Here is a 23898-nt window from a genome sequence, read left to right as displayed (position 1 = left end):
TTTATTTGAAAAAAGTTAAAATTACGGTTATGCGTAAAGCTTGTTATAATGATTTAATTGAAAAATATGAAAATCCATTGGATTGTCCCTGTTGTGTTGAAGAAGATGATGTTTTCATTGCTAATGGATGGAATAGACCTGAAGAACTATGTGTTAGTGCTTGGGAGTCCATGTCTTCATTTGTTTTAGCTCTATCTTCTGGTGGAGAGGATATTTACAATGGATGGATGAAAAATAAGAAGTCAGCTATGATTTCTTGTAATGATGGTTTTAGACCTGTGAGTTTTCTTTTGGAAACATTAGATGAGAATGCTGATTAACTAGTTTTATAAGTTTAATAGTTCTTCTGCATTATTTATTATTTTCAGAGGATAATTATGTTGATATGTAGTATTATCACCTTGTCCCCATGTTACTATTACACAATCTATTCCTACATTTTGAGCTGTTATTATGTCTGTCATTCTATCTCCCACATATATTATTTCTTCAGGAGAATAGTTTTCATTGTCTAATATCTTGTTTATCATTGCTGGGTGTGGTTTGTATTCTTCTCCCTTGTTATGTCCTATTATATATTTAAAATTTATATTGGAGAATAGTTTTTCTGTTTGTATATTTAGTAGATTTTGTATTCTATTGGAGCATATTGCTAGTTCATATTCTGGTGTGTTATCTAGTTTTTCTAGTACTTCTTTTATTCCTGGATATGCTTTTGTATGTTTATTTTTACTTTTTTGGTATATTTTTTCATAGGTGTCTAGTATTTCTTCATTGCTGCCCATGTTTTTTATGAAGTCTTTAAAGTTGATGTTTTCTATTTTTTCGTATTTGTATTCCTTTTTTCCATGTTTTTGTAGTGCTTTATTGTATGCTATTACTGAGTCTTCTAATGTGTTTACTAGTGTTCCATCGAAGTCGAATATGTATAGTTTTTTCATGTTATACCTCTAGTATTTCTTTTGGCGTGTTAATTACTTTTAGTGGGTATTTTTGTTGGTAATCTTCATTGTTTCCTTGTCCATATGTTACTATTACCATGTCAATTCCAGCATTTCTTGCTGCTTCTATGTCTACGTCTTTGTCTCCGAAGTAGATTACTTCTTCTTTTTTTATGTTTTCTTTTTTTATTATTTCATTTAGTCTGTATGGGTTTGGTTTATCTGGTATTCCTGTTCTATGTCCTGATATGTATTTGAAGTTATGGTTTTTAAACATTTTTTCTGTGTATTTTTTTAGATAGTTTTCTTCTTTGTTGGAACATATTGCTAGTGTTTTGTTTTTGTTGTGTAGTGTTTCTAGTACTTCTATTATTCCATTGTATGGTTTGGTGTTTGGTTTTTCATATTTTGCATAGATTTCATTGTATAAGTGATATACTTCTGATTCTTTTGGTGCTCCATTGTCTACTAGGAATTGTCTGAATTCTTTATAGTATAGGTTTTTTAAGTTTTTATCATATGTTGGTTTTCCACATTGTTTTAGAGCTTGGTTTACACAGTAAATTGAGTCTTTTATTGTATCTACTAGCATTCCATCAAAGTCAAATATGTATAGTTTTTTCATGTTACATATTTTGTTTCTTTTAGGTTTTGTTTTTTTAGGATATTGTTCTATTTGATTTAAAGTTAGCTCTTTGTATGATTTAAGTATATGTTAGTAATAATTTTATGTTCAGAGGGTATGTTATTAAAATTAATTTTTAGATATGTTACATGTATATGTAGTACTATATTTTCTACATTTTAATCATGTTATAAAAATATTATAAAAGTAGATTGAAAAAAAATAAAAGAGTAATATGTTACTATATTAATTAATTATTTTCATCCATGAATTCAATATAATCTTTTTGAAGTTGTTTTATTTTCTTGGAATTTTTCTTAATCTGCTTACTATCCATATTAAACAAATCATCAATAAAATAATCATTTGGTAATTCACTTAATATAGTGCATATTCCTGTTACTAGTTTATCATAAACTTCTTCTATTTTATCAATATCATCCATATACTCATTATCAGTATTGTCAGTATCCACCAACATTAGTAGTATATTATCAGAAAAATAATTTGGTATATATAATAATTGATCTTCTCTTCCAGCATATTTAAAGAAAATTTCTCTTTGAATCATGAAGCAATCAATCCAATTATTTAACCGGTCTACTGGAACATACCATGAAGTTCCATTCTTTGTTGCAAATGGAGCTAATGTTTCAAGATAATCTCTACAATTACTCTTTTTTAAAAAATCAATTGCAGAACTTATTTGTTCTTCATGTGTTTTATATTCAAGCACTGAACAATATTCAATATTCTGTTCAAGCACGTCAAGTGCATAATTTTTTATACTTTCAAATCCATATGTTTCATACATTACTAATTCTTGTTTAGCAGTTAATCTTGAATTAAGAAGTCCTCTTGCATTATGTCTATGTTTTGTCATGTGTTTTCTAAGATTCTTCTTATATTCTGCATCATCATACTCTAATTTACTAATATATTCATACCGTGATTGTGCTTTTTCTTTCTTATATAACTCTATATTACTCATATTATTTCCCCTTAATAACTTATTTAATCTTTATGTTATCTATAATATTTATTATTAAATATAAAAAAATTATTATTCTAAAGTAAACCATACTTAAACAATATATCAGGTAAGAAAATAATACTAACTCCACAAATTACACTTAATAGTACATATATCATTGCTATTTCAAGATTTCCAATTTTAATAAGATTTCCTGTCTCTAATGCAAATGTAGAAAATGTAGTAAAACCTCCACAAATACCAACTTTCAAAAATAATGTTAAATATTTAACCATACTTGGACTAAAATTATTTACCAAGTACATATTAATATAGAATACTGAAAAAGCTATTAATAGTGTTCCTAACATGTTAATCAAAAAAGTGTTAATTGGAAAGGAAGTTGATTCAGAAAATGACACAAATCCCAACAAATATCTTAAAATACTACCTGTAAATCCACCTAATCCTACTGCTAATAATTCAAATATCATTTAAATACATCTACCTAAAGATTTAATAAATAAAAACTATTATTATCACTATTTTAAACAAAATATTAACTTCTATAGGAAAATTCATTTGTAAAATAGTATAAAAAAAATAATAAGAAAAAAAATAGAATACCCAAAAATAAGAGATATGTTAATCTTAACAAAGAGAACAACAACAAAACTCCTTTGAAATAAATTTACATACTCATTACTTTAGATAATAATCTAAAATTTAATTCTACGATAATAATAACTTGTACAACTTACTATATAAATATTGTTATTTATTGACTGAAATTTAATGAAAATAAAAATAAAAATTAAATTAATAGATTAAATAATAAACTTTTCTAATTAAAAAATAAATATGAAGACTACTATGGAAAATATAAAAAAAATAAGATAAAAGTCCTACTCTAAACTCATATAGAAAATTATTTAAAGTAATTTTATACTAAATCAAGAAAGTTAACCCAGAATATTAAAAATATCATCAATATTAGATACTACACTATATAACTTATTATCATCAGCAGACATAGTTTTTTCTTCAATCATGAAATTAAGCATATTAATCATAGAATCATAATACCCATCAATATTAAAAATAATAATAGGCATGGATATTTTACCTAACTTATTCAATGTAAGAGCTTCAAAAAATTCATCTAATGTACCAATACCTCCTGGTGCAATAATTATAGCATCAGACATTTTAAGAAAAAGATCTTTTCTCTCATTCATAGTTTTAGTATGAATACGTTTATCACAGTTTTCATACAATTCTTCAAAATCACTCATCCATTCAGGAGCAATAGCTAAAATATAACCATTATTATCATAAACACCACGAGCAACAGCACCCATCATACCATCATTACCTCCACCAAAAACAAGTGAATGACCATGAGTTACTATTTTTTCACCTAACTTATAACCCGCAATTATATATTTTTCATCAATAAATTTACTTCCTGCACCATAAAGACAAATCTTCAAAATAAAATACCTCCATAAATCAGTTAATAACATGTAATTATAATTTTATTAGTTTATATTTATAAAACCAATTGTCAATGAAAAATTTTAGTTAAATTTCCTTTAAAAACATTATTTTAAAAAAAATAAATCATATTATAATTACTTATTTTAACTAGTTTACTTTATAAACTATTTACTAATAAAAAAAATTATTCTTTATTTATAATTATTTTAAAATTTAACTAATATCCCCCAACACATAAAATATTGGCCCCCCCCCCCTTCAAAAAAAAATCTCATAAAAATTGTAAAATAACGAATTTCATGAAAAAAATTATATGAAAGTTTTGTTTTGAATAATATTTCTAAAAAATATCTATTTTTAAATATAAGAACACTTATATACTTTAAACTATATATTAACATCAAGGTGATAACATGACAGAATTACCAAAAGCAACAATGGGAAAATTACTTAAAGAAGCAGGTGCTACTAGAATAAGTGATGAAGCTAAAATAGAACTTGCAAAAGTACTTGAAGAAATAGACGAAGAAGTTGGAAAACAAGCCATACCCTACGCAAAACATGCTGGAAGAAAAACAATTAAAGCTAGAGATATTAAGCTTGTAATTGGAAAAGAATAATAACTAGCATATCTTATTTTAATTAAATATAACTGATTTTATTAAATTTTTATTATTTTTTTAAATAAAACATGAAAAGAATTAAAAATTATATTAAAATTAACTAAAATATATTATAAAAAATTCATGTTTTATATCATATATTTTTTTATTACCATCTTAATTTAAAACAATAATTTTTCTATTTAAACATGAAAACCCCCCCCATCCAATCTAGTTTTATAATCTCAAAAAATAAATACTTATGAATAATATTATCAACCTAAACCAAATTTTTAATTAAAACTTTTTACAAAAATTATATTTAGTTAATAAAACATAAAACAGGAGGACTTAACATAAATAATGAATTTAATTTAATTAGAGAGGATAACATAGGTAAAGTTATTAATTTTGAACAAGAAGAAACTAGTATAGACACAGAATTATTACTAAAATATTATTATGAACCAATATATCAAGCAATGAAAAATGAACATTATTCAATACAATATACAAAAAGTAATATTTTTAGAGAAATTACCTATAATAAAAAAGTTGTTGGTTTTGTTACATTAGATCCAGTTATTATGGAAGACAATATTAAATATACATTAACAGAAGCATATATTATCCCCGAATACAGAGGACACAATTTATTATACGAATTAATAGAAGAACATCAAAATATAGCTGAAATTATATTTTCAATTAAAAGTCCAAACACATCCCTCATGAAAGTATTACTTAAAAATAACTTAGCCACCAATATCTCAGATACAATCATATTTTCAACCGTGCATCTTGATACCGAAATTGGAAACATTTACACAAATAAGAATTTAAAAAAATTGTACAAAATCAAAATTAATACTGAATTTAATGAAGGAATTGTTACATCACACTATTATACCTTAGAAACAGATTCAATATTATTTAATGATACAGAGAAAATAGTAGCTAAACATGAAGATATTCCATTTATATCAACCCCACGATCTGATGATATTCGTGAAAATAAACTTAGACCTAAACTTAAAAAACTTAAACAAGAAGATTTAACTGCAATGATGTTTAATGCTATTGCTAACTATGAAAAAGTAGAAGAATTTATGAAAGAATAAATAATTCTTTTAGAAAATTAAACATAGATAAACATTTTTTTTATTTTACACAAAGTTAACATATCATATCCACCTATTTTTTTAAATAAATAATCCCCATCAAAATACTTTTTTAAAATTCCTATTGTAATATATATCCCAAATAAATCATAACATATCTTATACTATTTAATTTACATAAAAAATTGAATTTAACCTATAAAAAAAGAATTACATTTTATAATAATTTACATACATAATCCATACCATTAAAAATAGCATTACACAATTATAATCAAAAATTCAATGAATTATATGAAAGTATTACTTATAAAAACTAATTTTAAAAAATTAATTTAATCGCTTTAATTTTAATTATAAGTAATTTAATACTATTTTATTAAAAATTATTAGATAATTTTATATATTTATTTAACATAATATTATATTGAAGTTCAAGCTATAATATTTCAAATATATCCCAAAGTAATTGTCATGTTTATTCACCTTGGGATTAAATCAAATATTACTAGCTAACTTCAATTAAAAAAACCATTACCTATTTTTAAATAAATAAAAAATTACAACCATGAACTAAATTACTATTTTAAAAGTATTACCCTAAAATAATATGAAAAAAAAATAAATTTTTGAGTTAACTACTCAAAAAAAATATAAATAGGTGGTGAAGAAAAGTTTAGGGAAAAACATTATTTTAACAGTAAAAACTGATGAATACTTAACTTATTTTTTTGGATAGAATCCACTTGGTTCTTCTGATAAGTTTATCATGATATTTTTAGTTTGAGTATAATGATCAAGAATCATTTTATGCGTTTCACGACCTATACCAGATGCTTTATATCCACCAAATGGGGCACCTGCAGGTATCGCATTATATGTGTTAATCCACATCCTACCTGTTTCAATACCATTTGCTACTCTTAAAGCTCTATTAATATCTCTTGTCCATACAGCCCCACCTAGACCATAATAACTATCATTTGCATAATCAATTACTTGTTCTTCAGTTTCAAACGGTATTACTACTGCTACTGGACCAAAGATTTCATCTTGTGCTACAGTCATGTCATTAGTTACATCTGTAAGTAATGTTGGTTCTACAAAACAACCTTTTGCAAAGTCACCATCAGTTTTTCTATTTCCACCAACTGCTACTGTTGCACCTTCTTTTTTACCTTTTTCAATACAAGATAATATTTTTTGTACTTGATTTTCATTGATTTGTGCACCCATTTGTGCATTTGGATCCCATGGCATGCCAACATCTATTTTACTAAATGCATCTACTGCATCTTTTATGAATTTATCATAGATTGATTCTTGTACAAATACTCTAGAACCTGCACAGCATACTTGTCCTTGATTAAATAGTATACCTAATTGTAATCCATCCATTGCCATGTCCCATTTACAATCTTCAAAGTAGATATTTGCTGATTTACCTCCTAATTCTAATGTTGATGGTATAAGTTTTTTAGCAGCTGCATTTGCTACATTACATCCTATTTCTGTAGAACCTGTGAATGCTAATTTTCTTAAGTCAGGATGATCTAGCAAGTATTGTCCTGATTTAGAACCTTTACCGGTTACTACATTGAATACACCTTTTGGAAGTACTTTTTGTGTGAGTTTTGCAAATTCAAGTACACTTAATGGTGTTGAACTTGATGGTTTGAATACTGTACAACATCCTGCTGCTAGTACTGGTGCTAGTTTCCATGCTGCCATTAAGAATGGGAAGTTCCATGGTACAATTTGTCCTACTACACCTATTGGTTCTTTCATTATTAAACTGATAGTGTTTTTATCTAATTGTGTTGCACTTCCTTCTTCTGTTCTTACAGCTCCTGCAAAGTACCTGAAATGATCTGAGGAGTAGGGTACATCTATAGCTGTTGTTTCACGAAGTGCTTTACCATTGTCTAATGATTCTATTAATGCTAGTTTTTCTGCATTTTCATCAATTATGTCTGCAATTTTGAGAAGAATTTCTTGTCTTTCAATAGGTTCTACATCTTTCCAATCTTTAAATGCTTCCCATGCTGAATTTACTGCATAGTCTACATCTTCTTTTGTTGCTTCTGCACATGTTGATAATTCTTCTCCATTTCCAGGACTTATTGTTTTGAATGTTTCACCATCTGATGCATTTTTCCATTCACCATTTATAAATAATTTATATTCTGAATCTGCTGGATTATTCATCTTTATCATCTTCTATTTTTTTATTATAGTTTATATTTAATAGGAGTTAACTGGCTGATAACTATGGATTTAGAAGTCTACTTCTTTTCCATAATATATACAATTTAGTAATTTTTCTAATAACTCTGGAGTTGTTTCACGTGGATTTGTTGGAGTACATGCATCCAGTTGGGCATTTTTAGCTATACTAACTACTTTTTCTTTGAATTCATCTTCATTTACTCCAAATTCTTTGAGTGTTTTTGGAATTCCTAATTGTTCATTATAGTAGTCTATTTTTACACAGAGTTGTCTTACTATTTCTTCATCAGTTCCTTGCATTCCAATAAATCTTCCAATATCACCATATCTACTTGCATCAGCTTTTGAATTAAATTTGATTACATATGGTAGATATATTGCATTTGCACATCCATGAGGTATATGTCCTGTACTGAATGCTGCTCCTGTTTTATGTGCTAATGAATGAACTATTCCTAGTAATGCATTAGAGAATGCCATTCCTGCTTCACATTGTGAGTAATGCATTTGTTCTCTTGCTTTGGAATCTCCATTGTATGAATTTATTATGTCATTGAAAATGTTTTTTATTGCATGTAATGCTAATGCATCAGTGAAAGGTTGATGTACTAAGCCTACATAAGCTTCTATTGCATGTGTTAATGCATCCATTCCTGTGTATGCTGTTAATTGTTTTGGCATTGTTTGTGGAAGTTCAGGATCTACAATCGCTATGTCTGGTGTTATTTCAAAATTAGCTATTGGATATTTAATTCCAGTACTATAATCTGTTATTACTGAAAATGCTGTTACTTCTGTTGCTGTACCACTTGTTGATGGGATTGCTAGGAATTTTGCTTTGTTTCTCATTTTTGGGAAGTTTAAGTTGGATGATATTTGTTCAAAAGTGGAATCTGGATGTTCATAGAAAATCCACATGGCTTTTGCTGCATCTATTGTTGAGCCACCACCCATTGCTATAATCCAATCTGGACCAAATTCTTGCATTATTTGTGCTCCTTCCATTGCACTTTCAACTGATGGGTCAGGTGATATTCCTTCAATCAATTTTACTTCTATTTTTGCTTCATTTAGATTGTTTAATGCTTTGTCAAGGACTCCTGATTTTTTAAGTGATCCTCCACCTATTACCAATACTGCTTTTTTTGCATCTAATTCTTTAAGATAATCTAAAGCATTTTCTCCAAAATATAAGTCTCGGGGTAATGTAAATCTTTCCATTTTTAGCAGTCTCCTTTTTTTTAAATTCTTTTATGAAATTTTTTTAGAAAGATTGTTAATATAGGATTGTATTTTGAATAACATCTTTCTACTAACAATCAAATTTATTAATTTTTTAAAATTGTTATAATAAACCATGGTAATCATACTTTTTTTGATTGTTATTTAGTAATATTAATGTAAGTAGTATATAAAATAACCTATATTTATAATGATTTATCATGACTAATATAATGAAAATAAAAAGCTAAATAAAATTAAGAAAAAACTAAAAAACATAAATAATTAAATGCAACTCTTATTTCTTAACATTTCTATAGAAATAATATAATAAAGATTAATTTTAAAAAATCATGTTTAAAAAATTTTTATTCAAAAAAAAAGATATGTAAAAACGAATATAACATTTACAAAAAAATATTATACTACTTTCAACCATATATCTTTCAAAATAAAAACTATTTATTTTACTTTCAATAAAAACACTTAAAAAGAAAAATTAAAGAAGTAAAAATTATTATTTTTTTTATAACTATACTATATCAACACATCTAATAAAAAGTATTTAAATAATATAAAAATATTAAAACTATTAATAATATATAAAGTATTATTAAAAATAAATTGAATAGGAGTGTTGTTATGAATCATAAACTATTATTTGTCATATTAATATTCATTCTTTTAATACCAATAACAACAGTTCAAGCAACAGCAAATGACACAATAAATGATGAATCATTAAATACAAACTATGATACAACAACTCATATCACAAATTATGAAAATATTAAAAATAATACTAAAAATTTAAAAAAAGATACTGAAAACAAATATTATATTAATAGTTCAGTAACATATAATGGTGATGGAAGCGAAGCCTATCCATGGAATTCAATTACACAATCAGCATTTAATACTATGAACAATAATAGTACTGTATATATAGCAAAAGGAGTATATACATTTAGTTACATTACTCTATCTAATGATATTACAATTATTGGTGAAGATGTAGAAAATACTATAATTGATGGAAGTGAAGGTCGTAAAAAAAATGGATTATTCTATCTTAAAGGTAATACAAGTATATCTAATATTACATTTACTAATGCACAAACTGCTGCTATTACAAACCTAAAAAGTCTTACTTTAGATAATGTACACTTCTATAATAATACTGCAACATACTATGAAAGTGCATGTATTGATAATGAAGGTGTTTTAAATATAAAAAATACATTATTTTCTAATGTTTACTCTGATTTTGGTGCTGCAATATATGACAGTAATTACTATGACTCAGGAACACAAGTTACAATAGATAATTGTACATTTATTAACTGTACTGCTAAAAATATGACTAGTGGACTTGGAGGAGCATGTTACTTTAGATACTCAAAAGTAAATATTACTAATTCAAATTTCACTGGCTGTAAATCAGGTAGTGGTGGTGTTCTTGGATCATCAAATGCTAATATTAACATGAAAAACTGTGAAATAAAAAATAATGGAGATTATAATTCAAGCAGTCTTATTAGTATATATAATAGTCAAATGACAATCAATAATACATTACTTGAAAAAAATATTGTAGATACAGGTAGTGTATATAGTAGACTTAGTAAACTATACATATATAATTCACAATTTAAAAACAATACTGCTAATAATAGTGCTAGTTGTATCTATCTTTGTGAATCAAGTGCTAATATAAATAATACCTACTTCACAAACAATACAGCGCTAACAGATATTGGTGGAGCTATTTATGTAAATAATAGTAATATGCTAATAAATAATTCACACTTTACTAATAACACTGCTCTTATGGGTGGAGCTATAATTATTCATAATGGTACAGGCAGTGATGAAAACTTTACCCAAACTCCATATAACTCAACTATTATCAGGACAACTTTTACAAATAACACTGCACAATATGATGGTGGAGCAATATATGATATTTACTCTAATTTAGTGATAAAAACATCTACATTCATAGATAACACTGCACGTAGTGGTGGAGCAATATATACAGATAATCTAAAACTCACAATAACAGGTACTACATTTACCAAAAATACTGCTACAAAGTATGGAGGAGCAATATATGCAAATGAAAACAATATTACATTACTTAACAACATATTTACAGATAATAATGCACAATATGGATTAGATGTATATAGCATATATGCAACAGCATATAACTTTAATAGTAAATGGTCTGATGACTATGAAACATCAGTAATAACTAATATAATTCGTGAAGCAGAAATCCCTGAAATTATAATAAAAACTATTAATAAAACAGATACATCAAACATACCATCAAAATATGATTCTAGTGATTATGGATATGTTACACCAATTAGAGATCAAGGAAATGATGGTAATTGTTGGGCATTTGCAGCTCTTGCAACAATAGAATCAAATATACTAAAAGCAATAAATGAAAGTTATGATTTCTCAGAAAACCATGTGAAAAATATTATGGCTATATTTTCACAATCTGGATGGTGTCTTGCACCAAATGATGGTGGATTAAGTGAAATGGTAGCAGCATACTTTGTAAATTGGTTAGGACCAGTAAATGAAACAGCAGATGCTTATAAAAGTAATGGAATTTCACCAATACTCACAAGTTTATTACATGTAACCAATATATATGGAATACCATCAAGAAATAATGCTACAGATAATAATCTAGTAAAAGCTGCAATTATGAAATATGGAGCAGTATATACTGGAATTTATGTTACATCAAGTAATGCAAATTTATATTATTATGGAACACCCTACACAAATCATGCAGTAAGTATAGTGGGATGGGATGATAATTATAGTAAAAGTAATTTCGCAACACAACCTGCAGGTGATGGAGCATTTATAATAAAAAATAGTTGGGGAACAGATAGTGGATATGATGGATACTACTATGTATCATACTATGATACATCTATACTCAACAAAGCACATGGATTAAAAGGTGTAGGATCATTTACATTCATGGTAAATGATACTGATGTTTATGATAAAATATACCAGTATGACATGAGTGGAATGACAGACTGGATGACAATAAATAGTAGTTCAACAATAATTTCCAATGAATTTACAATAAATGATAATAATATAATAAAAGCATTTGGAACCTATGTTCCAAGTCTACAATACACATATACTGCAAAAGTATATGTTAATGGTGATATTAGAAGTGTTAAAACTGGTCAATTTACACATCTAGGTTATGAAACAGTGAAACTAGACACTCCTGTAACTACAGTTGATGGTGATGAAGTAGTAATTGAATTAGAATTAATTTCAAATAATAATACTGTATATGTACCAATAGCTGAAAGAAATTATACTAGAATAATAGTTGATAATCATAAATCATTAATTGATGGTGATTATTATACAGATAAAGTAGTGTGTCTAAAAATATACTCTATAACTCAGAATAGGACAAGCAGTATAAAAACAAGTATTATTCAAGAATCATTAGATAAGACCCAAATAAGGATACAAATACTAGATAATACAGGAAATAATATAACTAGTGGAACAATTATTATAAAAGATGAAAATAAAAAAATAATTAATACAATAAACATTACCCAAGAAGAAACAATAATAAATCTCACAGGACTAGAAGCTGGAGAACAAAAAATAATTATTGAATACAATGATAACACATATGAAAATTCAAACACTACAATTACATTAACATTACCTCAAATAAATACAGTACTTCAATTAAATAATATAGAAGATAGTATTCTTGGATCAGAAATAGAAATTAGTGGATTATTAAAAGATACTGATGAAAATAACATAGAATATGCCCAGATAAATATTTTAATTGAGGGCAATATCATCACTACACTTACTGATGAAAATGGTAACTTTAAAATTACATATACCCCACAAACAAGTGGAATAAAATTAATAAAAGTAGACTATGATGGAACTAAAACATACACATCATCTACTACTAGTCAAAAAACAAGTATAAACAAGATAGAAACCAAGATAAGTATGGATACAATTACTGCAAAAATAAATGATGTAATTAACATAACTGCAAAAATAACTACCATAGATAATAATCAAATAAATGGTGGAAAAGTAATATTTAAAATAAATGGAAAAACTCTCAGAGACACAATGGGACATGTAATTTATATTAATGTAGAAAATGGAGTAGCAACATTAACTAATTACACCGCAATCAAAGATTGGTCAAATTATAATCAAATAACCGCGGTATATCATGGAACTACAAACTACAAAACAGCACAGACAAGTTCACTACTAAATATAACTAAAAGAATTGCAACAGTAAATGTTGATGATATAACAGTTAGTAACAGCAAAGAGATATTATTTAATATAAAAATAACGGATAATAATCAAGAAATAAATGAAGGTAAACTAGTAATTAAATTAGATGGTAAAACATTAAGAGATAATGATGGAAACATCATGTACATTACTGTAAAAAATAGTATAACTAATGTTAGCTATACATTACCTGATAAGATACGTAATGGAACATATATTATAACTGTTGTATATACAAATGCATTATATGACCGTTGTAGTTCAAATGCTACATTAATAATTATTTAATATAAAACTTTTTTAAAAGTTAATATTCATCCCCTTCTCTTTTTTAAAAAAAATATAACTACATGTTCATTATTTTTATAAAAAATAATAATATTTAGTTTAAATATAATATATTTTATAATAAAATTTTAAAATAATTAAATCATGTAGAATTTATTTTGAAATTTAAGAAAATAATTAAATGAGTGTTTTAAAATAAGTGATGATAAACTAAGAATAACTAGTGGAAAAGTAGTATTTAAAGTAAATGGTAAATCCATTAGAGATGATAAAGGTAATATAGAATATATTCCTATAACAAAAGAAATAGTAGAAATTAAAATTACAGTACCTAAGAATAAATATAATATAACTTGTATTTATTGTGATAAGGAATATATACGATCACAACTAACTATAAATTAATATTATGATAATTAGGTTAAACATGATCTATTTAAAAAAAAACTAGGATTGTGATAAAATAGGCTTTTTTGATTTAAATCAAATGTTAACAAAAGAATATTGGATATCATACTTTCAAAGAAACAAGAACTTATTTATAGTATCAACAAGTATATTACTTTTAACTATATTTTTTGGATACATGACAGGTTATTATGAAGGTATTGTATCTGAAAAAACAACATTAACGGGAATTAACATAGTCTTATCAGAGATTCCATATGATTTTCTAGATATTTTTCTAACTAATATATGTGTAGATTTATCAGTCATAATTTATGGATTTTTCACAACAATTCCCTCTCTTGAAACTACTTTCATTAATGGTTTTATTATAGGATATTGTTTTGCTATGTTTACACTACCTGATTTTTTAGTAAGTATCATGCCACATGGAATATTTGAAATACCATCAAGTGCTATTGCACTTACTGGTGCATTCATAGCATTAAAATGGGAATTACATATTATAAAAGAATTATTATCTAGAAAAAAGGGATTAAAAGAAATATTTAAATTATCCCGGTTTATGTTAAATGATGTTGTTTTATCAGCAATTTTATGTTTTATATTATTGCTAATTGCAGGACTGATTGAATCAATTATTACACCAATACTAATTAATTTAATAGTCTAATTTCTATTTTTTCTAGAGTATTATAAATAATTAAAGTATTTAAGAGAATAACCATATATAAATAAGTAATATAAATTTAGGAAGAAAAACCATGCAAAGATGTCAGTATTGCGGTCAATTAAATGATGATTATGAAGAAAATTGTGCATATTGTGGTGAACCATTTTATATCACAGTAAATCATGATGAAGAAGAAGACGTGGAACAAGATATTAATAGACTATATGCAATGAAAATTGCACAAGAACTACTTGATGATGAGAAAAAAAGACAAGAAAAACTTAAACGTCAAAAAGAAGTAAATTTTGATGATTTTTCTAAAGAATTACTTGGAGAAACTACATTTGATGAAGGAGTTGAAGATGAAAATCAATTTATAGATGATGAAATCTATGATAACGATGATACTGGATATGATACGTATAATCCATATATGCAAACGCCTAATGTTATGAAAGAATCTCATATAATTGATGAAACTTCAAATAACGATATATATACTGACAATTCATTTCCTGAAGAAACTATTGAAGAAATAGAAATTGATCATACAGAAGATGAAGAAGAATTACCTGAATTTATTGAAGAATTAAATGAAGCAGATGATGAAAGATCTAATGAAGAACTCCAAATACTTACATCAACACTTCGAAAAAAACTTAAGAGAAATAAAAAACTTGAAAATAAACTTGGACTTAATCTTAAAAACATTGAATTAAATCTTATTGAAATAACAGGTCCTATTGAAATAACAGGTACAGTTTCACTTAATCAAAATCTAAGAAATAAAGCATTGCAACTTTCAATTATATCATTTGATAGTAAAAAGAATGAAATAAATAGAGAATCCATTACTATCCCAGAAATTACTAAAAATACACTGTATGATTTTAACATATTATGTAATCCTGAAATTTCAGATGTAAGTCTAATTATAATTTTACCAGAAATTATTAAAGATTATTCTACTAAAACTACTCAGGAATATAAACCAAAAACAGATGACACACCTACAGAACAATCACAAGAAAATTCCATATTTATAGAACAAATGCGTGAAATAGAACATAAAATTGGAATGAATATTAGTAATACATCAATTCTTATTAAATCATCAGATAGCTTGGAGGTTGTTGGTGAAATATATATTGAGAATCCTGAGAAATGTAGAAACATAAAAATTGCTGCTACATGTTATGATTATGATAATCATATTATATCTACTGAAACCATGCTTATTAATACTAAAATGTATCTAGGATTTGACACGTTAAGTGTAAAAATCAATAATATTGATATCACTACTATTGAAAGAATAAGATTATATCCTACATTTCAATAAAATAACACCCATTACTAATTTTTTTATCTTTTTTTCAAAATTATATCCCTATGAAAAATTATTATTATAGTTAAATATATATTATAATAATAAAATCTAGGAGGTATATCTTGAATAAGAAAATATTATTTATATTAATTATAATTACTATGTTTGTCACATTTAATGTTATTTCAGCAAGTGATAATAATACAATTATACCTAATAATCAAAATAATATAACTGAAAGTAATTATACAATACATAATACTTTAAATACGAAAACAGTGAAAAATTCAGCAGATAATCAAACATATTATATTAATAATTCAAGAACATCAAATGGTAATGGAAGTAAGTTGAATCCTTGGAATAATCTTACACAAACTGTTATTGATAATATGAGTGATGGAAGTACAGTTTATTTAACTAGTGGTATTTATAAAATAAATAATTTACATTTAAGAAATTCATTAAATATTATTGGTGAAAATACTAGTACAACAATTATTGATTGTAGTTCAGTGAATAATAATAATAATGAAGTTATTAGTATAACAAATACTATAAATATTATGAATCTTAGTTTTAAAAATAGTAAAACTAATATAATATCTAATTATGGAAATCTCACTGTTAACAATTCATATTTTTACAATAATACATGTTCATCAGATACTAGTGCTTGTATTGAAAATAATGGTAATTTAACCATAATGAATACAGAATTTTATAATGTTTCATCATCAAAAGGATCAGCTATTTCAGATTTAAATTCACGTACATCAAAAATTAATATTATTAACAGTACATTTAATCAATGTTTATCGCTCTCTGGTTTAGGTGGAGCTTGTTATTTTACAAAAAGTAATTTAATTATCCAAAATTCCAGTTTTAACAATTGTAGTGCTAGTTATGGAGGTTCTATTTATTCTTATGATTCTAATGTATCAATAAATAGTTCAATATTTAAAAATAATTATGCACTTATGGGTGGAGCTATTCTTGTTTTAAATGGTAGTGGTGATGGTACAAATTTCATTGAAGAACGTTCAACCATAAATATCAATAACTCAAGTTTCATGAATAACAATGCATTATATGAAGGTGGTGCTCTATTTGATATATATTCTAATCTAACTGTGATTAATAGTAATTTTACAAATAACTATGGACGTAATGGTGGTGCTATCTACTCAGATTATGTTGTACTTAGTATTAATGAATCACAGTTTAAAGATAATAATGCTAGTAGTACTGGTGGAGCGATATATGCTAATATAAATAATATTTCTATGAAAAATAATGTTTTTAGTAGAAATCTTGCAACATATGCTCAGGATTTATATTCCATATATAATATAACATATGATTTTAGTTCAAATACTTGGTCAAGTAAAAGTAATTCAGTTATTGTTGATGTTATAACTATAGAAGACAGTCCAACTATCACTATTAATAATATTAATTCTATTAATAATCTACCCTCTAGATATGATTTAAGGGATTATGGATATGTAACTTCTGTTAAAAATCAAGGAAGTGAAGGTAATTGTTGGGCATTTGCCACAATAGCTACTCTTGAATCTTGTATTCTTAAAGCTACTAATAATAATTATGATTTATCAGAAATGAATTTGAAAAATATAATGGCCCTATTTTCACAGTCTGGTTGGTGCATTTCACCAAATAGGGGTGGATATGATAATATGCCTATAGCTTATCTTGTAGGATGGCTGGGACCAGTACTTGAAATTGAAGATAATAATACAGAGAGTCTTATTTCACCAGTGCTTAGAAGTCTTGTTCATGTAAATAATGTTTATGGAATTCCTTCAAGAAAGAATTATACTGATAATGACATTGTTAAGGAAGCTATTATGAAGTATGGTGCTGTATTTACAGATATTATTATGAGTACTTCAGGTAATACTTCATATTATACTGGTGATGGACAAACAAGTCATGCTGTTAGTATTGTTGGATGGGATGATAATTATAGTAAATCCAATTTTAGAACTACTCCTCCTGGTGATGGTGCTTTTATTGTGAAAAATAGTTGGGGTAATTATTCCGGAGATAATGGTTATTATTATGTTTCATACTATGATACTTCAATTCTTAATACTTGTGATGATATAATTGGTGTTGGTGGATTTACATTTATATTGAATGATACAGAAGTTTATGATAAATTATATCAATATGATTTTGCAGGAATAACCACATGGTATGGTAATACTACTAACATATCTTACTCTAATGAGTTTACTATGAGTGGAAATGATATTGTATCTGCATTTGGAACATACGTATATGATATTAACAATCCATATACACTCAAAGTCTACATAAATAATAAATTAAATTATACACAAAATGGATATTTCACACACCTAGGTTATGAAACTGTAAAAATAAATCAGAACATACATACTAAAATAGGAGATAATGTAAAAATAGAATTAAATATTACATCAAAAAATAAAAATATACAAGTACCCATCTCAACAAATGACTATGCAAGATTAATGATACCAACAGAAAAATCATACATAAATAATGAACAATATAGTGATGCAATATGTTGTCTAAAATTATACACTAAAACAACAAGTACTCCTACAACAATAAACATAACCCTAAACAATCAAACAACAACAAACACCCAACTAACCATAATAATCAAAGCAAATAATACACAACTAAACAATGGAATAATAACAATAACAGAAAACCAAAAAATAATAAATATTATAAACATGACAAGTAGTCAAACAATCATAACATACACAAATATGACAAAAGGAATACATAACATAACAATAACATATAATACAAACAATACAAACTACAAAACATCCACTAAAACAATCATATTAAATATAACAGAAAATACAACAAACCTCCCTGAAAACACAATAATCACACTAAACAAAATAAATAACACACAACCAAACACAACAATAAATATAACAGGAAAACTCATTAGTCAAACAAATAAAACAATACCTAATGCAAAGATCATAATCACAATCAATAACCAAAATACTATAAATACTACTACCAACACACAAGGAATATTCACATCAAACATAAAAACACCAAACACCATAGGCACATGCAACATAACAGCAACATATAATGGAAACATAACATATAAAAAATCCACATATGAAACAAAATTTAACATTGAAAAAATAGGTACAACAATAAACTTAACTAACACAACCAAACATGTTGGTGAAAATGTTACTATTATTGCATCCATTCTTGATACAAATAAAAAAGCAGTTAACGGAACAGTAACCCTAGCACTTGATGGTAAAACACTAAGTACAGCTAACACATTTGACAGTAAATTAACTCCTAGAACATTCACAGTAAGAAATGGTGTAGTAAATATATCTGTAAATGCTCTAAAATTCAATAAAACAGGAAATAAAATCACAATCACATACACACCACTAAGTAATGATAATATTCATGCATCATCACAAATTAATACAACATATAATAGAACATTATACAAAACAATATATGCAAACAGTAAAGGAACCGGCGATGGTTTAACAATTGAAACACCAACAAACCTTACAAATGCACTAATATACATAGATAATGGTGGAACAATAAATCTTATAGGTACAACTAATAACAAAGACACATACAACTTAAATAATCAAGTAATAATAAGTAAAAACACTCTAACAAACACTGTAACTAAATTCACAATAAAAGGATACCAAAACCACATAATAACCATAAGTGGACAAAATAAGACAGGAATACTAGCAATAGCAAAAGAATACACAGTATCAATAATTAACACAACATTTACCAGAGCAAACACAAGAAATGGTGGAGCAATATTCAACAATGGAACACTAACACTAAATAATGACACATTTACAAACAACAATGCATATCAAGGATCATGTATATACAACAAAGGAACAGTAACCATCACCAAGACAACCCTTAAAAACAATAATGCAAGTTATGGTGGAGCAATCCTTAATGAAGGAAACATCACAATGACAAGTAACACAGTAATAAACAACAGTGCAGTAAACTCTGGTGGAGTAATAAACAGTAAAGGAACAGTAATCCTTAAATCAAACAAATTCACAAACAACACCGCAGCATTTGGAGGAGTAATATATAGTAGTGGAAAAGCAAACATAACAAATACAAACTACTTTATAGCAAACCATGTAACCAAAAATGGTGGAACAATCTACAACTTTGGAGTAATGAACCTACAAAATAACAACTTCACAGCAAACACTGCCAACCAGTGGAGTGGAGCAGTACATAATGCAAGAAACATTACTGTGACATCCAATAAATTTGCACTAAACACTGCTGGCCAACTAGGAGGAGCAATGTTTAATAATGCAAATGGAACAATTACAAGTAACACATTTGAGTCTAATCGTGGAAAATATGGTGGAGCAATATATAATGGAGGAGTAGTACTTATCCAGAAAAATACTATTCGTTACAATAATGCTTCACAAACAGGAGGAGCAGTAGCAAACAAAGGAATAGTAACACTCAAATCCAACAAAATGACAGGAAATAAAGCAGTGTATGGAGGAGCAATATTCTCTAATAATACAGTAGCAGTAGACAGTGATATTATAACTTATTGTGTTGCAAGTAAGAGTGGAGGAGCAATCTATAATATAGGAAACTTCACAGTGAAAAATAGTAACTTCACAGGAAATAAAGCAAATATGGGTGGAACAATATTCAATGCAAAGAACATGAACCTCACAAATAACAATATAATAAGTGGTAATGCATCCCTTGGTGGAGGACTCTACAATGATGGAACAACATGTAATGTAGTTGGAAACACGTTCACTAAAAACCATGCAAACTATGGAGGAGCAGCATTCACTAAAAAAGCAATAACAGAATCTAAAAACACATATACAAACAATACTGCAATAAAAGGACCAAATGTATATCCAAACTAAACATCATACAAAAAAAGAGGGCTTTAAAATTTTATTAAACCCTTTTTTTCATTTTTTTTAACCTTTTTTTAAAAAAATTTGTTAATATAATAAGAATATTTTAATTATTTATGTAAAAATCAAAGAAATATTTTTTTTGAGTGTTGGCTAATAATTTTTGAGTTCTATTATAAATTCTCTATTCAAATAAAAATCTTATATTATTTTATTTTAGATAGTTACATGTGATAAAATAAGTATATTTTATAATATAGCCCAACACTCTACACTAAGTAAAATAAAGTTAGATTAATATTAATAAACTCCTTTTACTTGTTTTTGGATAGTATAACTTATACCTATTGCTTTGAGAGACATGTCTTGTAATAACTTAAGTAATTCTTCTTTGTCTTCAACATTATCTAAAACTTTATCTTCCCACTCTTTTTCAAGTGTAGTGATTTCATTTATAATATCTAATCCCTTATTAGTGAATTTCATATCATATGGAAGACCATTTTCTGGTTCTAAATCTAAGATTATTATGCCTTTTTTCTCTAGTTTTTTATAATGATTTGTGTATATTTCTAGATGTAAATCATATTTGGGAGGCATTGATTCGGGATGTTCTAGTAATGATTTGTATTTCTGTATTCTTACTTTTTTGTGATGTGGTTTTATATGTTTATGAATTTACCTTATTAATGATAATTCTTTTTCATGTAAATGTATGCTTAAATTCTTTTTCACATATGCTATTTTTGAATCATTAAGTACTGTGATTAAGTAGCTTATATCGTCCATATTTTTTATAATAGTATTATGAGGATGTTTATTAGTCATTTTATCACCTTTATAGATAAGGTATATATACTAATGAGTTATATTTAAAATTTAGTTAAAAAAAATCTGAAAAATATAGTTTGGAGTATTAATTTAGTTTGATTTTATAGTTAATCCTTTTATTATGACTAAACCAGAATGTCTAATAATAAAATCACATTCATTAACATTAACTGTGAATTGAATTGTATCACAATCATTTATTATAATCTCATTTGGTAATGTGAAATAGTAAAAGGTACATCCATTTTCATCAGTAAGTGATTCTATATTTAAAGAAATAGGATCTTCTACATTTATTGGTACTTCATCAATACCTGCCGGAGAAATTATAATTTTTTCAAATAATTCATAATCTATTCCTGGTTTTGGAAGTAAGTATTTGTAAATAAACACTGAATCTAACGGATTTTCACTTAGAGAATTCCACCATTCATATAAGTCATAAGGTAATGGAATTTTTGGACTATTACTTGGATTTGGAATTTTATCATCCACTTTAACCTTATAGACTAACTCTAAATCACCATATTTATTTGTTACAATCATACAATTCACCTAAAACATTATAACAATTTTTTTTATTATCATACCAGTAGGGATAATTAATTTATTTTGAGTCATCCAATATGTAAGGTGTTTCTTCATCATTTTCCGTGTAAGGATTTAATTCCTTAACTTCTTTAGGATATCTTTTGAGAATACGGTCAATAAAAGACATCTTCTTGATTTGGCCAACAATATAAGTGTACTTTTTACTTTCATTTTGAAGTGTATTTACTTCATCTTGAAGTTTTTCATTTCTAATTGAGAAATGTTTTTGTTCATTCCTAACTGTTACAATTTCTTGTTTTTGTTTTGAATTTTCATCTTCAAGTCTTGCTGTTGTTTTTGTTAAGTTACTATTCTGTTCTGTTAGTTGAGCTATTGTTGTTTTATTTGTTTTTATAATTTCTTCATTTGCATCATATTTCATGGTAATTGAATTTAGTTCATTTGTTAGATCATTGTTTTTATTGGATAGTTGATTATTTTCTAATTTTAAATCATGATTATCTTGAGATAATTTTTCTATAGTTTGATCTTTAAGTTCATTATCATGTTTAAATTCATTTTTTTCTTTCTCGAGAATGTTAATTCGTTTAGCATCTTCATCAGATTTCTCTGATACATTTTCGTAGTTTACTAGTTTTTTATTTAATTGGGAAATTTTATCTTTAAGTTCCATGATTTTTTCATGTTCATTGTTTGTTGTTTGTTGTAGTTGTTCTTGTAGTTTCACTATTTTTGATGCTTGTTCTTTGAAATCATTGTTTAATTGATCATATTCTTTTTGAGTTATATTTGAAATGTTATCATTAGCATAATCATAGGCAAATTTTTCTAAGGTTGGACCTACATGTCCTTTACCTCTGGGAGTGTTATGAATTTGTTCTAATTTATCCAAAAATTTTTCCCATTCATCAACATCAGTTATTCTGATTGTTACAGTTTTTCTTGCCATGTTAACATACCTCAAAATTATTTAAGAATATATTTATTAATAATATCTATTAATATTATCTAAATTTTTATAATACTACTTTTAATGAATTTTTATGGTATGCTACACTACTGTAATCATCCTTCATAAAGTATATTTTAAATTTGATAAACTAATTGATGTATTATGTTATATAATTACTAGTATATATAGTTGTGTTACCAATATTACTATAATAATACCATCAATATCCCGTATAAATTAATTATACATGATTTAGAAAATTTTTGTGTTACCTGTAATATAAATTAATAAAAATTATAAAAAAGTGTAATATTTGTAACACAACCATT

The 23898-nt window shown here is 26.1% G+C and carries 18 protein-coding genes; 7 read left to right on the top strand and 11 right to left on the bottom strand.

The window, feature by feature from the left end:
• The first annotated feature begins 5 nt into the window (after window positions 1-5).
• The gene (locus NL43_RS02875; protein ID WP_069592548.1) at window positions 6-320 is read left to right on the top strand and encodes a TIGR04076 family protein; all 315 of its coding nucleotides are present in this window, start codon (window positions 6-8) and stop codon (window positions 318-320) included.
• Between the two features lie 6 nt (window positions 321-326).
• On the opposite strand, the gene NL43_RS02870 is transcribed toward NL43_RS02875, so the two are convergent.
• The 5 genes from NL43_RS02870 to NL43_RS02850 form a co-directional block, all read right to left on the bottom strand.
• Complete coding sequence (locus NL43_RS02870) at window positions 327-941, bottom strand: HAD family hydrolase (protein WP_069592547.1); 615 nt, start codon at window positions 939-941, stop codon at window positions 327-329.
• A gap of 1 nt (window position 942) precedes the next feature.
• Complete coding sequence (locus NL43_RS02865; RefSeq protein WP_069592546.1) at window positions 943-1566, bottom strand: HAD family hydrolase; 624 nt, start codon at window positions 1564-1566, stop codon at window positions 943-945.
• A gap of 250 nt (window positions 1567-1816) precedes the next feature.
• Window positions 1817-2557 carry a hypothetical protein gene (locus NL43_RS02860; protein ID WP_069592545.1) on the bottom strand — a complete coding sequence of 247 codons (741 nt, stop codon included), beginning with the start codon at window positions 2555-2557 and terminating at the stop codon, window positions 1817-1819.
• A gap of 77 nt (window positions 2558-2634) precedes the next feature.
• Window positions 2635-3033 carry a CrcB family protein gene (locus tag NL43_RS02855; RefSeq protein WP_069592544.1) on the bottom strand — a complete coding sequence of 133 codons (399 nt, stop codon included), beginning with the start codon at window positions 3031-3033 and terminating at the stop codon, window positions 2635-2637.
• A 468-nt stretch (window positions 3034-3501) separates the two neighbouring features.
• A complete protein-coding gene (locus NL43_RS02850) occupies window positions 3502-4032 on the bottom strand; it encodes a TIGR00730 family Rossman fold protein (protein ID WP_069592543.1) in 531 nt (176 codons plus the stop codon).
• Window positions 4033-4452: 420 nt separating this feature from the next.
• Between NL43_RS02850 and NL43_RS02845 the strand changes: the two genes are divergently transcribed.
• Both NL43_RS02845 and NL43_RS02840 read left to right on the top strand, forming a co-directional pair.
• Window positions 4453-4659: a histone family protein gene (locus NL43_RS02845; RefSeq protein ID WP_069592542.1), complete on the top strand. Its 207-nt coding sequence runs from the start codon at window positions 4453-4455 to the stop codon at window positions 4657-4659.
• Between the two features lie 464 nt (window positions 4660-5123).
• Window positions 5124-5762 carry a hypothetical protein gene (locus tag NL43_RS02840; RefSeq protein WP_069592541.1) on the top strand — a complete coding sequence of 213 codons (639 nt, stop codon included), beginning with the start codon at window positions 5124-5126 and terminating at the stop codon, window positions 5760-5762.
• Window positions 5763-6485: 723 nt separating this feature from the next.
• On the opposite strand, the gene NL43_RS02835 is transcribed toward NL43_RS02840, so the two are convergent.
• Both NL43_RS02835 and NL43_RS02830 read right to left on the bottom strand, forming a co-directional pair.
• Window positions 6486-7970, bottom strand: a complete 1485-nt coding sequence (locus tag NL43_RS02835) for an aldehyde dehydrogenase family protein (protein ID WP_069592540.1) — start codon at window positions 7968-7970, stop codon at window positions 6486-6488.
• A 69-nt stretch (window positions 7971-8039) separates the two neighbouring features.
• A complete protein-coding gene (locus NL43_RS02830; protein ID WP_069592539.1) occupies window positions 8040-9212 on the bottom strand; it encodes an iron-containing alcohol dehydrogenase in 1173 nt (390 codons plus the stop codon).
• Window positions 9213-9854: 642 nt separating this feature from the next.
• On the opposite strand from NL43_RS02830, the gene NL43_RS02825 reads away from it, so the two are divergent.
• The 4 genes from NL43_RS02825 (at window position 9855) to NL43_RS02810 (ending at window position 21240) form a co-directional block, all read left to right on the top strand.
• Window positions 9855-13850 carry a C1 family peptidase gene (locus NL43_RS02825; RefSeq protein WP_069592538.1) on the top strand — a complete coding sequence of 1332 codons (3996 nt, stop codon included), beginning with the start codon at window positions 9855-9857 and terminating at the stop codon, window positions 13848-13850.
• Between the two features lie 487 nt (window positions 13851-14337).
• Window positions 14338-14931, top strand: a complete 594-nt coding sequence (locus tag NL43_RS02820) for a stage II sporulation protein M (protein WP_069592537.1) — start codon at window positions 14338-14340, stop codon at window positions 14929-14931.
• A gap of 91 nt (window positions 14932-15022) precedes the next feature.
• Window positions 15023-16273, top strand: coding sequence for a zinc ribbon domain-containing protein (locus tag NL43_RS02815; RefSeq protein WP_069592536.1), 1251 nt, complete (start codon window positions 15023-15025; stop codon window positions 16271-16273).
• A 110-nt stretch (window positions 16274-16383) separates the two neighbouring features.
• On the top strand, window positions 16384-21240 hold the full coding sequence (locus tag NL43_RS02810; protein ID WP_069592535.1) for a C1 family peptidase: 4857 nt from the start codon (window positions 16384-16386) through the stop codon (window positions 21238-21240).
• 294 nt (window positions 21241-21534) lie between these two features.
• Here NL43_RS02810 and NL43_RS02805 read toward each other — a convergent pair whose 3' ends face one another.
• From NL43_RS02805 to NL43_RS02795, 4 genes are all read right to left on the bottom strand, one after another.
• Complete coding sequence (locus NL43_RS02805; RefSeq protein ID WP_069592534.1) at window positions 21535-21834, bottom strand: hypothetical protein; 300 nt, start codon at window positions 21832-21834, stop codon at window positions 21535-21537.
• 78 nt (window positions 21835-21912) lie between these two features.
• Complete coding sequence (locus NL43_RS08255; protein ID WP_158005542.1) at window positions 21913-22062, bottom strand: hypothetical protein; 150 nt, start codon at window positions 22060-22062, stop codon at window positions 21913-21915.
• Window positions 22063-22155: 93 nt separating this feature from the next.
• On the bottom strand, window positions 22156-22611 hold the full coding sequence (locus tag NL43_RS02800; RefSeq protein ID WP_069592533.1) for a hypothetical protein: 456 nt from the start codon (window positions 22609-22611) through the stop codon (window positions 22156-22158).
• A gap of 61 nt (window positions 22612-22672) precedes the next feature.
• Entirely contained in the window at window positions 22673-23566 is an 894-nt protein-coding gene (locus NL43_RS02795) for a hypothetical protein (protein WP_069592532.1), read from the bottom strand.
• Window positions 23567-23898: the final 332 nt, after the last annotated feature.

This window comes from Methanosphaera sp. WGK6 (assembly GCF_001729965.1).
Lineage (GTDB): Archaea > Methanobacteriota > Methanobacteria > Methanobacteriales > Methanobacteriaceae > Methanosphaera.
The sequence above is the reverse complement of the archived record's forward strand: the minus strand, read 5'-3'. Positions and strand labels throughout refer to the sequence as shown.